Here is a 13,394-nt window from a genome sequence, read left to right on the forward strand (position 1 = left end):
ACGCGCCGCCTACGCGAGGTACTTCCCGTCGCCGGCCTCGGCGTTCTCGGCGGCGAGCTGGTCGAGGTACTCGTGGGCCTCCTCGAAGATCTCCCGCGGTCCGTCCTGGGTGATCGTGTTGATCGCCTGCTCGTAGTCGCGCCACTGGAGGTCGCGGTGTTCGTTTGACAGCTCCGCGTTCGCCTCGAACGAGCGCGCGATGAAGAGGTGGACCGTCTTGTGGATCGTGTCACCGCCGGCCTCGAACACGTAGTCGTACTCCTCGCGGAAGCCGTCGATGAGACGGAAGTCCTCGATGCCGGCTTCCTCTTTCACTTCTCTGATCGCCGTCTGCTGGAGCTCCTCTTCGCCCTCGACCCCGCCTTTGGGGAACTCCCAGTCCCCGGGACGGCTCTTCAGGAGCAAATACTCCCGTTCGCCGCGGGTGTCGCGGAAGAGGATGGCTCCAGCGCTGACCGCTTCTACCGTCATTAGCTACATAAACCCGGTTGGGAGTTAAGAGACTATCGGACGTTCGCCCGAGACGAGTGCCGAGGCGCCGACGTACCGCACTTGATGATGACTCCCACTCTTTCCCACGGGCGCTCCCCCCGTTGCCGGCGCTCGGCGGTACGAAACGGGAGTCACCAGCACCTATGGATGTGCTTTTACGGCTCGCCCTCGATGTCTCTCCTATCCCAGCGAGACCCCAGCCATGACCTTCGTCACGAAACTCCGCTTCCAGTCGGGAAACCGATACGAACTGGAATCCCAGGTGGAAGACCTCAAGTCGATGCTCGAACGGAAGGGCGCCGAGTGTAAGGGCCCCCACGCCGACCCGCCGGAACAGATCGCCGTCCCACAGTACCGGACGCTCCAGCCGGGCGACGAGTTCCCCTCGTGGGACTACACCGTCTACTCCCGGAAGCTGGAGATCCACGGCAACGACCACATCGCCCGCGAGGTGGGGCACATAGACTTCCCCGAGAGCCTCCACGTCGAGATCGAGGTCGAACAGAAGAAGCCGCTCGGGCACCTCCGGGACTGACCGCCGACGGGTCGTAGCGCCGCGCGGGCGACAGATGGGACGCACGACGGTTTTTGACGCAAGCGGAATACGACGACAGTAGCTGCTATCAGGCGTCGTAGGCGTGATTTTCGAGCGTCTCCAGGTCCACCGAGTCCAACACCGCCTCGTTGGTCGCTTCGAGAACGACGGGTGGGACGGTCGTCTCCGGCAGGCGGCCGGTTCGCGTGGCTTCGAGCGCCTCGATCCACCGTCCGAGACAGAGACACCAGCGATCGCCGGGGGCGAGTCCGGGAAAGTTCAACTCCGGACGCGGCGTCACGAGATCGTTGCCCCGTTCCTTGCTGAACGAGAGGAACTCGTCTGTCATCACCGCACAAAGCTCGTGTCTACCTCGATCGTCCGGATGAGTTCCACAGCACCCGTCGCGGGCAAAGCCGGTCTTCGGATCGGTACTGCAGGTGGCGAGTTCCTCACCGAGGACGTTTCGTTCGGGCATACCGATAGAGGGGTGATCCGTGACCAAAAGCCCCCCGTCGGTGGTCGGTTCCGTGACGCCATCTTACGACGAGCGGTGAAGGGCGAAGCGGATCGCCCGAAGAAGAAGGCGGATTCTAGAACGCGCTCTCGCCGACGGTTTCGAGGTACTCGGCCTCGCCGACGTGCTCGCCGTCGTCGAAGCCCGTCACGCGGAGGAGCACGCGCTTGTCGACCAGATTCCGCGAGCCGCCCGTCACGCGGAGCTTCGAGTCGCCGATGCGGGCGACCGGCTCGCCGTCCTCGACGCCGGTGACGAAAACCGAGATCTCGTCGCCCTCGTCGAACGACGGGGTGTTGCTGCGGAACGACCAGCCCTTCGTGTACTTCTCCAGAAGGCTCATACGCGAGCCACCTCCTCGGCCTCGCGGTCGCTGGTGTATTCGAGCCCGAAGCCGGTGAGCGCCGCCAGGAGGAAGACCGCGACGAGCACCCACCCGTGGAACACGAACGGCACGACGTCGGCGGGGTTCACCACCATCGACTGGGTGAACCACTCGTACTCGTTGGGGAGGCCCTGGATGACTGCATAGCCGACGAGGACGCCGCCCGACCACGGGAAGATGTAGCCGAGCGCCGAGGTGTTGGCGTCGAGGATGTTCGCGCGCCGGTAGCCGTTGATGTTGAAGCGCTCGCCGAGCCGCGCGATGTAGGGCCCGATGGCGATCTCGGCGGCCGTGTTGATCGTGATCATCGCGTTGACGAGCGCCGTCCCGAGGACCATCGTGGTCTCGGCGCGGCGGACGCTCGTTGCGACGGAGTCGAGCAGCCAGTTCTGCAGCGCCTGGAAGCCGCCGCCGCGGATCATCACCTGGGCGCCGGCGACGATGAGCAGGACGAGCACGATGAGCGGGAAGAAGCCCTGGGCGCCGGTGTAGAGGCTCCCGCCCACGCCGGTCTGGCCCGCGGGTACCAACTGGACGAAGGGGAGCCACGCCAGCGACTGCGCGATGCCGAGCGACTCGGGCGCCCGGAACACCACCATCTCGGGGACCGAGGCGAGCCCGAACACAAGATTGAAGACGACGGCCGCGACGATGCCCCACGAGATCGCCTCGATGATGTGTCGGCCGGCGACCGCGGTGCCGATGACGATCAGCATCGAGATCAGGTGGACCAGGCCGGCGGGCTCGGAGTTCTGGATGAGGATCTCGCGGGCCTGTGCGGACACGTCGAGGCCGCCCATCGCGGGCCCCGCGATCAGGTAGCCGACGAGGGCGACGAACGCCGCGACGATCGCGTATTTGAACCGCGAGGCGACGACGCCGCCGATGTCGGAGTCCTGCGTCACCGCGCTCACGATAGTGGTGTCGCTGACGGGCGCGAGGTTGTCGCCGAAGACGGCGCCCGAGAGGATCGCGCCGAACAGCAGTACCGGGTTAGCGCCGAGCAGGACGCCGGCCGGGAAGAACAGCGTCGTAAACGCGACGGTCGTCCCGTACCCGGTCCCGATGCCGGTCGCGAGCAGGCCCGCGAGGATGAACGTCACCGCCGGGAACAGCCCGGCGCCGACGTTGGCCGCGGTCGCGGCCCAGACGAGGCCCTCGACGAAGCCGCCGACCTGGATGGTCTCGGCGAACATCCCGGCCCACAGCCACGCGACGACCGCGGTGGCGGCGACCCGGCGGGTCATCCCCTCGAAGATGGTGTTCGCATAGCTCTGCCACGACCCCTTCACGAGGAACATCCCGATGATGAGCGCGACCAGCATCCCGGCGACGAGCCCCGTCGTGTCGCCGATCCGGAGCAGGCCGCTCTGGACGATCGCCCAGACCACGAAGAACGCCAGCGGGAACGCGCTGACGAACTTCCCGCCGCGGAACGCGATCTCGGGCGTCGACTCCGAGGCCAGTTCGGCCTCGGCGATCTCCTCGTTGATCTCGGTGTCTTCGCTGTCACTCATACTACCACGGGCCGCACTACATCGGAGACGTACAAATAAGTCAGTATCTATCCACCAAAATATCATCACGTTCGGGAGATCGACATTTTTAGCTTGGACATCCCAGTCCCACCTGCCGTCGTGGAATTCTCTACGACTGTTCGGGCCGGAAAAAGAGATGTCACCCACTATCGCCCGCGAACAGACATTATATTGATATGTATTTATACTGATTAGGTCCGGTTCGCCGGGTGTTACCGGCGCGTCCGGGGTCGGAACCGAGCGACGCGTGACAGCGGGACCCGTCGAGTACTTGCCCCTCCGGGGAGTATCGGGGGTGTGACCACCGACGACCTCGTCGAACTCCGTCGGGACCTGCACCGACACCCCGAGCCCGCCTGGCGGGAGTTCTACACGACCGCGCGCATCGTCGACGAACTGGAGACCCGCGACCTCGACTCCCTGTACGTCGGCAGGGAGGTCCTCGACGAGGGCTCCAGAGCGGGCGTTCCCGACGACGACGAACTCGACGCCTGGCTGGACCGCGCCCGCGAGGCCGGCGCCCGCGAGGACATCCTCGATCGGCTGAAGGGCGGCTACACGGGCGCGCTCGCGGTCGCGGAACGCGGCGACGGGCCGACGGTCGCCCTCCGGGTCGACATCGACGCCCTCCCGATCACCGAGTCCGAATCGGACGACCACGCGCCCGCGGCCGGCGGCTTCCGCTCGGCGCGCGGGGGGTATATGCACGCCTGCGGCCACGACGCCCACGCGGCGATCGGGCTGGGCGTCCTCGATCGGATCCTCGAAAGCGACTTCGCGGGGACGCTGAAGGTGTTCTTCCAGCCCGGCGAAGAGCGGATCGTCGGCGGCGAGCCGATGGCGAACTCGGGTCGCCTCGACGACGTGGACTACCTGCTCGCGGTCCACGTCGGCCTCGATCACCCCTCTGGCGAGGTCGTCGCGGGCATCGACGGCTTCCTCGCGGTCTCGCAGTTCGAGGCTGAGTTCCGCGGCGCGTCGGCCCACGCCGGCGCGCGCCCCGAAGAAGGCGACAACGCGATGCAGGCGGCCGCGACGGCGATCGAGAACCTCTACGGGATCCCGCGGCACGGCGACGGCGCGACCCGCGTGAACGTCGGCGTCGTCGAGGGCGGGACGGCGACGAACATCGTCGCCGAGCGGGTCCGCATCGAGTGCGAGGTCCGCGGCGAGACCACCGACCTGATGGAGTACATGGACGAGCGCGCCGAGCGCGTCCTCGAATCGGCCGCCGAGATGCACGGCTGCGAGGTCGAGCGCACGCAGGCCGGTCGCGCGCCCTCCGCCGTGAGCGACCCGGAACTCCGGGACGTCGTGAGCCGGGCGGCGAGCGAGACCGAGGGCGTCGTCTCGGTGCTCGATGCCGACCACCTCGGCGGCAGCGAGGACGCGACGTACCTGATGCGCGCGGTCCAGGAACACGGGGGCGAGGCGGCCTACGTCGGGATCGGCACCGACCACCCCGGCGGCCACCACACGCCCACCTTCGACGTCGACGAGGCGAGCATCGGCGTCGGCGTCGACGTCGTCTCGCGGGCGATACTCGAACTGGGCGGGCGCGGCGGCTAATAGTGACTACGCTCGTCTCTGCCCGCCGAACGCCGTCACCGTGGGTGGCGTTCGGCGGGAAACAGTGAGAGTAATCACGATGAACGCGGTCGGCCGTCGAGTCGGCCTAACCGTACCGCTCGTTGAACGCGTTGACGGCCTCGTCGGTGCCGGCGACGACGAGCGTGTCCCCCGATCGGATCCGGAAGTCAGGGCCGACGTCCGTGCGGAGTTCGTCGTCGCGCTCGACGGCGAGGACGGTCGAGCCGGTCCGCGCCCGCACGTCCGCCTTCGCGAGCGACGTCCCGACAAGCCGCGGCGCGTCGACGCGGACGATCTCGATCTGGGACTGCGGCGCGATCACCTCCTCGTCGGTGAGGTTCGACGCCAGCATCCGCCCGCTGACCGTCGAGAGCGCCAGGACGTACTCGGCGCCCGCGCGGTAGATCTTCTTGACGCTGGCGGCGTCGTTCGCCCGGACGATGATCTCGGCCTCCGGGGCGAGCCGCTCGACGACGAGCGTCGCGAAGATGGCGGTGGTGTCGTCGTCGAGCGCGATCAGGACGCTCTCGGCGTCGGCGACGCCGGCCCGCTCCAAGGCCTCGGGATCGGTCACGTCGCCGACGACGTCGACGCCTGGCTTCTCCGCGGAGTCGAGGACGACGTGGGGGACGCCGGCGTCGGCGAGCGCGTCGGCGGCGGTCGAGCCGACCTCGCCGTAGCCCGCGACGACGACCCGGCCGCGGCGGTGCCGGCGCGCCTCCGAGCGGGCGAGTTCGCGGAGCCGCGCCACCTGGTCCTCGTGGCCGGTGACGAGAAGCGTCGACGTCGTCTCGCGGGCGATACTCGAACTGGGCGGGCGCGGCGGCTAATAGTGACTACGCTCGTCTCTGCCCGCCGAACGCCGTCACCGTGGGTGGCGTTCGGCGGGAAACAGTGAGAGTAATCACGATGAACGCGGTCGGCCGTCGAGTCGGCCTAACCGTACCGCTCGTTGAACGCGTTGACGGCCTCGTCGGTGCCGGCGACGACGAGCGTGTCCCCCGATCGGATCCGGAAGTCAGGGCCGACGTCCGTGCGGAGTTCGTCGTCGCGCTCGACGGCGAGGACGGTCGAGCCGGTCCGCGCCCGCACGTCCGCCTTCGCGAGCGACGTCCCGACAAGCCGCGGCGCGTCGACGCGGACGATCTCGATCTGGGACTGCGGCGCGATCACCTCCTCGTCGGTGAGGTTCGACGCCAGCATCCGCCCGCTGACCGTCGAGAGCGCCAGGACGTACTCGGCGCCCGCGCGGTAGATCTTCTTGACGCTGGCGGCGTCGTTCGCCCGGACGATGATCTCGGCCTCCGGGGCGAGCCGCTCGACGACGAGCGTCGCGAAGATGGCGGTGGTGTCGTCGTCGAGCGCGATCAGGACGCTCTCGGCGTCGGCGACGCCGGCCCGCTCCAAGGCCTCGGGATCGGTCACGTCGCCGACGACGTCGACGCCTGGCTTCTCCGCGGAGTCGAGGACGACGTGGGGGACGCCGGCGTCGGCGAGCGCGTCGGCGGCGGTCGAGCCGACCTCGCCGTAGCCCGCGACGACGACCCGGCCGCGGCGGTGCCGGCGCGCCTCCGAGCGGGCGAGTTCGCGGAGCCGCGCCACCTGGTCCTCGTGGCCGGTGACGAGAAGCGTCGTGCGCTCGTCGAGCACGGTCGCGGGCGACGGCGGCGTGACGAACTCCCCGCGCGACCAGATGCCGATGATGTCCGCGCCGGTCCGCCGGCCGATCTCGCCGTCGGCGATCGTCCGGCCTTCGAGTTCGCTGTCGGGGTGGATCAGCACCTCCGCGACCTCGAAGTCGTCGCCGATCAGCACGGCCTCCTCGCTCTCGGGGTTGATCGGCGAGGCGGCCTTCCGCGCGAGGCTCTCGCCGAGGAGCTGCCGCGGCGAGACGACGTCGTCGGCGCCGGCGTAGCGGTGGTAGTCCGCCACCTCGGGCTCCTCGACGAGGCTCACGAGCCGGACGTCGGCGTCTAACTGCTCTGCGGTCAGGATCACGCTGGCGTTCGTCCGGTCGTCGCTGTCGGCGACGAGCGCGACCGCCGCGTCGGCGTTGGCGGCGCGCAGGTCCGCGACCGACTCGGGGTCGCCGTGGACGACCTCGTAGTCGTCGCGGAGCTCCCTGGCCCGCTCGCGGTCGGGCTCGATCACCAGATGCGGGATGTCCTTCGAGCGGAGTTCGCTGATGAGGATCTCGCCGTGGGCGGTCAGCGGCGTGACGATCACGTGGTCGGTGAGCGACGACTCCGTGGGCGGGTCGCGTTCGAGCGCGCGCTCGACCAAGGGCACGACGAAGAGCGGCAGCGTCGTGAAGATGAGCGCGACGCCGGTGAACTGCATCGCCATCGAGAGCAGGAACGTCGGCGGCGCGTTCCAGAGCCCGGCGTCCTCGCCGTAGCCGGTCGTCGTGAACGTCTCGACGACGACGTGCATCGCCTCGATCCACCCGACGGAGATCCCCTCGAAGGTCGCGAGGGTCCAGCGGTAGAGGACCGTGTAGAAACCGACCGCGCCGAGCGCGACCGCGAGATAGATCCCGAGCCGCCGCCGGGCCTCGGTCGAAGACCAGGCCGAGCCGTCTGCCATACCGGTCGCTCGGTGCGCGGCGGGAAAAGTTCGCCGGAGCCGGCGTCTGACGCTCCGGAAAGTATTTGATCCGGATTACGTGATACACACACGGATGAACAGTCGCACTATCGACGTGGTGACCGAGTGGGAGACGGTCGCCGCGCCGGACGGATACGAGGGGCTCCACCAGCTTTCGGATTCGGAGTTCAGCGGAGCCGTCTCCGCCGGGACGACGTGGGCGTTCTTCCTGAACGGCCGCGTCGTCGGGGTTTTCGAGGGGGAAATCGGGGACTTCGAGGACGCATCACTCACCGCGTACCGCGCGGCCGACCCGAGCCTGCCGCTCCTCTTCGCGATGCAGGAACGCGGCGGCGAGACGCGCGCGAAGTACTACACGAACGAGACGCCGCTCGCCGACGCCGACAAGACGCTCGAAAGCGGCGGCTTCACCGGCTACATCGAGCTCTCCGAGAACGTGCTCTCGGGGGACTACTACGTCGTCTACCACGGCGGGAAGTCGATGAGCGCCGCATTCGTCGGCAGCTCTCAGCGGCTCGTCACGGGCGACGAGGCCTTCGAGAAGGCCGCAGACGAGGTCGGGATCTACGAGGTCAAAGACGTCGACATCGAGCTGGTCGACATCCCCGAACTCCCGGACAGCGGCCATACGGCCGACGAAGATGCGGTCGAATCGGACACGAGCGACGAAGACGCCGCTGACGAAGACGCCGACGAGACGGAACCGACGGCGGATCGCGACGCGGCGATCGACGACGGCGACGAGGCCCGCGAAGACGACGGATCGGCGGTCGACGCCACCGACGCCGACCTGAGACCGGACGACGAAGCGGTCGCAGGCGAGGACGGCAGCGGGACGGCCGAGTCGGCCAGCGACGAGGCGGACGAACCACCGAACGCGCCGACGGCCGCGAACCGCGGGACCGACACAGCGGCCGTCGACGATCCCGCCGACGCCGCCGCGAGCGTCGAGCCGGCTGATTCCGACACCCCCACGGCGACCGCAGAGGCCGATGCTCGCGAGCCGTCGTCGACGTCGGCGGACACGACTACCGAAACGAACGTCGCCGAGGCGACAGCCGTGGACGACCAGCGGGCGTCGCCAACAGAATCCGACCCCAGACCCGTCGACGGCACCGAGCGACCGGGCGGCGGAGCGGCCGAGACCGCCGCCGGAGCGGAGGCACGGGCGGTCGATCCCTCACCGCCGAGTGATTCCGAGCGCGACGGCGTGTTCTCCGACGAGGAGCGCTGGCGCGAGGCGCGCACGATTCCCTCCCTCGATCCCGGGCGATCGAACGGCGAGGCGAGCGTCCGAGAGGGCGACGCCCAGTCCAAATCTCAATCACAGGCGGCCGAACGGACCTCGACGCGGCAACGACGCGCCAGCGAGGCCCGCGACCGTGCGGCGGCCAGACGCGAACGCCGGCGCGGCCAGGACCGGAACGAGACCGACGACCAGCACGCGGACCGCCTCCGGAAGCGGCTCTCCCGGGCGCGCGAGCGGCTCGAATCGCTGGAGTCCGAGCGCGACGACCTCGCCGAGGAGCGCGACGAGTACCGCGAGCGCGTCGAGGAGCTGGAGGCGGCCCGCGAGAAGCAGCGCGAGCGGATCGACGAACTCGAAGCCGAGCGCGAGCGGCTGGAGTCGGAGGTCGAGCGCCTCGAAGCCGAGCTCGAATCCCAGGAGGCGAGCGCGAGCGGGGGTGCGGACGCCGCCGAGACGGAGACGATGGCCCCCGACCGGGCGCTCGCGGGGACGAACCTCTTCGTCCGGTACGACAGGAAGGGCGAGGCGACGCTCGAACACGCGCACGACGGCAAGGCCTCCCGCGAGGACGTGAGCGCGAACCTCCGCCTCGAACACCACACCACCTTCGAGACGGACGACCTCGTCGTCGCGGACCGCCCCTACGAGGAGTTCCTCCACGACAGCACGGAGTACTCGTTCGCCGAGTGGGTCGTCTCCGACCTCCTCTATGAGATCGGCGAGACCGGGAACCGATCGAAGCTCGGGGGCGTCTTCGACGCGATTCCCGACATCGACCGGATCGAACTCTCCGGTACCGTCGACATCGCGGGCGAGGACGGCGCCGAGGAGCGCGCCTTCGACGTCATCTTCCGGGACAAGATGGGCGATCCGCTGTTCGTGGCCGACATCAACGCCTCGCGGAACGCGACCACCGAGGCGATGGTGGGCTCGCTCGTGGAGAACACGGGAACCCTCGCCGAGAGCGACGAGTCGCTGGCGGCGGGGTTCTACGTCACCGAGTCCTTCTACGAGCCCGGCGCGCTGGAGACGGTCGCCGAAGCGACCGGCGGGGGACTGCTCTCGCGGTCGAACAAGCTCTCGTACGTCAAGCTCTCGCGGAAACGTGGCTACCACCTCTGTCTGGTGGAAGCGCGGAACGGTGAGTTCCACCTGAACGTTCCGGATCTGTAGAAAAGAGACGAGACGTCTCCGAGATTCCGGCCGAAGCGTTCAGTTCTCGACTTCGACGGTCTCTTCGATCTTCATCTCGTCGAGCTTGTCGACGATGTGGTCCAGTTTCTCGTCGAGTTCGTCCACGAAGTCCGCGGTCTGCTCGGTCGTGATGGCGCCCTGGCTCGACGGCTCGATGAGGTTCTCCTCTTCGAGGACGCGGAGGGAGTACCGAACCTTGTGGTGGGGGTAGCCGGTCTCGTTCGACATCTTCACGATACCGATGGGCTCGCTCTCGATGACCATTCTCAGGACCTGCAAGTGGCGTTCTAGCATATCCACTTCTTTTTCCAGTCGGTCTATCATGTCATCTGTTAACTTGTCTGGTCGGGATTTAAACCTTGCCCTCCGTCCGACGAACCAGGAAACGCCACTCGACTTGACGTACGCTAGCGCGGGTAATTAATCTTCGGTTAATGCCCGTGTGACGGCTGAATCCGACGGTTTCGGGGGCTTCGACGCCCGTGACTCGGCAGCGGTCGCAGCGAGCGTTCGCCGTCCGAAGTGCGTCCGAGATCCGACCGAGCGGTCCCGGATGTCGTCCGGGTTCGGCGTCGGTGACACGCCGGATTCGGATGACTCTGTCCGACAGTATCAGTAGCCGGTCCCGAGGTACGTGTGGATCCCTTGGGGGTCTTCGAGTTCGTCGACCAGCGCGACCGCGAAGTCCTCCATCGATATGTAGCCGTCGCCCTCCTCGTCGGTGACGAGTTCACCCTCGGCGGTCCGGTACTCCCCGGTCCGTTCGCCGGGTTCGATGAGCGCCGCGGGCGCGAGGTAGGTCCACCGGAGGTCCTCGGCCGCCGCGAGAGTCTCGTAGGCGTCGATGGCCGCGCGGGCGATGGGAACCCACTCGTCGGGGAAGTCGTCGGTCTCGACGAGACGGGTGTCGGGACCGACGTACAGGCCGCCGGCGCCGCCCGTCCAGACGAGCCGATCGACCGAGGCGCGGCGGATCCCCTCGATCACGGCCCCGATCATCTCCGCGAGCAGTTCTGGCGATTCGTCGTCACCGGGACCAAGCGCGGAGGCGACGGCGTCGTGACCTGTCGCGAGCCGCGCGATCTGATCCGGGTCGGTCGCGTCGCCGGCGACCGCGACGAAGTCCGGATCCTCGATCTCGGGGACCGCTCCGCTCCGCTCCGGGAGGCGCCCGTCACGGCATGGTCCCCGTCGAGCAGTTCCGTCGCGACCCGCCGTCCGATCCGCCCGCTGGCGCCGAGCAGCAGTACGTGCACCTGCCACCTATCTACGACGTCGGCCGGCCAAAGGGCGAGGGCTCCGGCAACGCCGACCGGCACCCGGGACGTCGAGACGGATCGCACGCGACGTCTGAGAGGCGCGTGCGGAGCCGAGGCCCCCGCGCGGCGGACCGTAACCCGTTTCACGGGGGGCGAAGTAGCGGCACGTATGACCGTCACGATTGTCGGCTCCCAGTTGGGCGACGAGGGCAAGGGCGCCCTCGTCGACCTGTGGGGAGGCGACGCCGACGTGGTCGCCCGGTATCAGGGCGGCGACAACGCCGGCCACACCGTCGTCCAGGACGGCGACGAGTACAAGCTCTCGCTGGTGCCGAGCGGCGCCATCCGCGACAAGGTGGGCGTCCTCGGCAACGGCTGTGTCGTCAACCCCAAGACGCTGTTCTCGGAGATCGACGAACTGCGCGAGCGCGGCCTCGACCCCGACGTCCGCGTGGCCCGCCGTGCGCACGTCATCATGCCGTATCACCGCGTCCTCGACGGGATCGAAGAGGAGGCGAAGTCCGACTCCGACCTCGACGCGGGGACGACCGGCCGCGGCATCGGCCCGACCTACGAGGACAAGGCCGGCCGCCGCGGCATCCGCGTCGGCGACCTGCTCGATCCCGAGGTACTCCGGGACCGGCTGGAGTACGTCATCCCGCAGAAGCGCGCGCTCGCCGAGGACGTCTTCGGCGTCGACACCGGCGAGGCGTTCGACGTCGACGCCGTCTACGAGGAGTACGTGGAGATCGGCGAGCGCCTCCGCGAGGAGTCGATGACCGTCAACGCCGGGGAGTTCCTCGGCTCTCACGTCGACGCCGGTGACGACGTCCTCTTCGAGGGCGCACAGGGCACCTCGATCGACATCGACCACGGGATCTACCCCTACGTCACCTCCTCGAACCCGACCGCCGGCGGCGCCGCTACCGGGACGGGCGTCGGCCCGACCGTCGTCGGCCGCGGCGAGGTCGTCGGCATCGTGAAGGCGTACCTCTCGCGGGTCGGCACCGGCCCGCTCCCGACCGAACTGACCGGCGACGACGAGGAACTGGCCGACTACATCCGCGAGAAGGGCGGCGAGTTCGGCACCGTCACCGGCCGGCCGCGGCGCATCGGCTGGCTGGACGTCCCGATGCTCCGCCACGCCGCCCGCGCGAACGGCTTCACCGGCCTCGCGGTGAACCACATCGACGTCCTCGCCGGCCTCGACGAGGTGAAGGTGGGCCACTCCTACGGCCTCGACGGCGAAGAGCTGCTGACGATGCCCGCGACGACCGAGCGCTGGGGCCGCTGTGAGCCCAACCTCCGCGAGTTCGAGCCGTGGCCGGAGGTCGACTGGTCCGCCGTCGCCGCCGAGGGCTACGACGCCATCCCCGAGAACGCCCAGACGTATCTGGAGTACCTCTCCGAGGAGGTCGGCGCGCCGATCTACGCCGTCGGCGTCGGCCCCGACCGCGCGCAGACGATCGAACTGGCGAATCCCTTCGAGCAGTAGCTCTGAGGGGGCGAACAGTCGGCACCCGCGCGGTCCGAACTCTCGAACCGCTCCCCGCGTCGGCGTGCCGAGCGACCGCGGCCCGACGCGGGGCGTCTCTCAGATCACGCCGTCGGTGGTCCCGTCGTCGTACATAAACCCCCGGAGCGGCACCCGACCGAACCCGTAGCCTTTTCACGGCCGCTCGCCTCCTACCGAGCGATGAAAGAGTCACTGATGGACATCCTCTGTGACCCCCTCGACAAGAGCGACCTCGAACTGGAAGTCGACGAGCGCGACGGCGAGGAGATCATCGAGGGGCGCCTCATCGGCACCGTCACCGGCGAGGTCTACCCGATCGAAGACGGGATTCCGAACCTCCTGCCGCCGGACATGCGCGACGACGACTGACTACCGTAGCGTTTGCAACTGAGTACACATCCGATCGCACGCCGTCGTGCGATCGAGTGAGTGAAGGCTTGCAAACGCTACGATAGCGACACCCGTCTTCTGCCCGCCGTCCACCCGCGCCCACCTGAACGCTTTTAGTCGTT

The 13,394-nt window shown here is 68.5% G+C and carries 12 protein-coding genes and 1 pseudogene; 5 read left to right on the forward strand and 8 right to left on the reverse strand.

The features are described from left to right. Positions 1 to 9: 9 nt before the first annotated feature. Positions 10 to 471 carry a bis(5'-nucleosyl)-tetraphosphatase gene (locus ACQUQ0_RS01175; RefSeq protein WP_372388488.1) on the reverse strand — a complete coding sequence of 154 codons (462 nt, stop codon included), beginning with the start codon at positions 469 to 471 and terminating at the stop codon, positions 10 to 12. Between the two features lie 223 nt (positions 472 to 694). Between ACQUQ0_RS01175 and ACQUQ0_RS01180 the strand changes: the two genes are divergently transcribed. Continuing rightward, positions 695 to 1,027 (forward strand): 30S ribosomal protein S10, encoded by a 333-nt coding sequence (locus tag ACQUQ0_RS01180; RefSeq protein ID WP_435182646.1) that lies wholly within the window; start codon positions 695 to 697, stop codon positions 1,025 to 1,027. Positions 1,028 to 1,115: 88 nt separating this feature from the next. Here the strand turns inward: ACQUQ0_RS01180 and ACQUQ0_RS01185 are convergent, their stop codons facing one another. The 3 genes from ACQUQ0_RS01185 to ACQUQ0_RS01195 all read right to left on the reverse strand — a co-directional run bounded on the left by ACQUQ0_RS01185 (position 1,116) and on the right by ACQUQ0_RS01195 (position 3,446). Next, positions 1,116 to 1,505: a DUF2237 family protein gene (locus ACQUQ0_RS01185; RefSeq protein ID WP_435182647.1), complete on the reverse strand. Its 390-nt coding sequence runs from the start codon at positions 1,503 to 1,505 to the stop codon at positions 1,116 to 1,118. A 115-nt stretch (positions 1,506 to 1,620) separates the two neighbouring features. Next, positions 1,621 to 1,887: a DUF7513 family protein gene (locus ACQUQ0_RS01190; RefSeq protein ID WP_435182648.1), complete on the reverse strand. Its 267-nt coding sequence runs from the start codon at positions 1,885 to 1,887 to the stop codon at positions 1,621 to 1,623. Continuing rightward, on the reverse strand, positions 1,884 to 3,446 hold the full coding sequence (locus ACQUQ0_RS01195) for a Na+/H+ antiporter NhaC family protein (RefSeq protein WP_435182649.1): 1,563 nt from the start codon (positions 3,444 to 3,446) through the stop codon (positions 1,884 to 1,886). Before ACQUQ0_RS01195 ends, ACQUQ0_RS01190 begins: the two co-directional genes overlap by 4 nt. A gap of 318 nt (positions 3,447 to 3,764) precedes the next feature. Here ACQUQ0_RS01195 and ACQUQ0_RS01200 point away from each other — a divergent pair, with 318 nt between their 5' ends. Further along, positions 3,765 to 5,036 carry an amidohydrolase gene (locus tag ACQUQ0_RS01200; RefSeq protein ID WP_435182650.1) on the forward strand — a complete coding sequence of 424 codons (1,272 nt, stop codon included), beginning with the start codon at positions 3,765 to 3,767 and terminating at the stop codon, positions 5,034 to 5,036. A 106-nt stretch (positions 5,037 to 5,142) separates the two neighbouring features. On the opposite strand, the gene ACQUQ0_RS01205 is transcribed toward ACQUQ0_RS01200, so the two are convergent. Beyond that, complete coding sequence (locus ACQUQ0_RS01205; RefSeq protein ID WP_435182652.1) at positions 5,143 to 5,808, reverse strand: potassium channel family protein; 666 nt, start codon at positions 5,806 to 5,808, stop codon at positions 5,143 to 5,145. Between the two features lie 185 nt (positions 5,809 to 5,993). Beyond that, positions 5,994 to 7,643 carry a potassium channel family protein gene (locus ACQUQ0_RS01210; protein ID WP_435182654.1) on the reverse strand — a complete coding sequence of 550 codons (1,650 nt, stop codon included), beginning with the start codon at positions 7,641 to 7,643 and terminating at the stop codon, positions 5,994 to 5,996. A gap of 94 nt (positions 7,644 to 7,737) precedes the next feature. Between ACQUQ0_RS01210 and ACQUQ0_RS01215 the strand changes: the two genes are divergently transcribed. After that, positions 7,738 to 10,086 carry a DUF7527 domain-containing protein gene (locus ACQUQ0_RS01215; RefSeq protein WP_435182655.1) on the forward strand — a complete coding sequence of 783 codons (2,349 nt, stop codon included), beginning with the start codon at positions 7,738 to 7,740 and terminating at the stop codon, positions 10,084 to 10,086. Positions 10,087 to 10,125: 39 nt separating this feature from the next. Here ACQUQ0_RS01215 and ACQUQ0_RS01220 read toward each other — a convergent pair whose 3' ends face one another. Both ACQUQ0_RS01220 and ACQUQ0_RS01225 read right to left on the reverse strand, forming a co-directional pair. Continuing rightward, positions 10,126 to 10,431: a hypothetical protein gene (locus tag ACQUQ0_RS01220; protein ID WP_435182657.1), complete on the reverse strand. Its 306-nt coding sequence runs from the start codon at positions 10,429 to 10,431 to the stop codon at positions 10,126 to 10,128. Between the two features lie 288 nt (positions 10,432 to 10,719). After that, positions 10,720 to 11,363 (reverse strand): annotated as a pseudogene (locus ACQUQ0_RS01225) (NAD(P)-dependent oxidoreductase). A gap of 172 nt (positions 11,364 to 11,535) precedes the next feature. Here ACQUQ0_RS01225 and ACQUQ0_RS01230 point away from each other — a divergent pair. Continuing rightward, the gene (locus ACQUQ0_RS01230) at positions 11,536 to 12,861 is read left to right on the forward strand and encodes an adenylosuccinate synthase (protein WP_435182659.1); all 1,326 of its coding nucleotides are present in this window, start codon (positions 11,536 to 11,538) and stop codon (positions 12,859 to 12,861) included. A 201-nt stretch (positions 12,862 to 13,062) separates the two neighbouring features. Continuing rightward, on the forward strand, positions 13,063 to 13,251 hold the full coding sequence (locus tag ACQUQ0_RS01235; RefSeq protein ID WP_313689546.1) for a methytransferase partner Trm112: 189 nt from the start codon (positions 13,063 to 13,065) through the stop codon (positions 13,249 to 13,251). The last annotated feature ends 143 nt before the right edge of the window (positions 13,252 to 13,394 follow it).

It is taken from the genome of Halobellus sp. EA9, from assembly GCF_051195055.1.
In the GTDB taxonomy this organism is placed as follows: domain Archaea; phylum Halobacteriota; class Halobacteria; order Halobacteriales; family Haloferacaceae; genus Haloquadratum; species Haloquadratum rubicundus.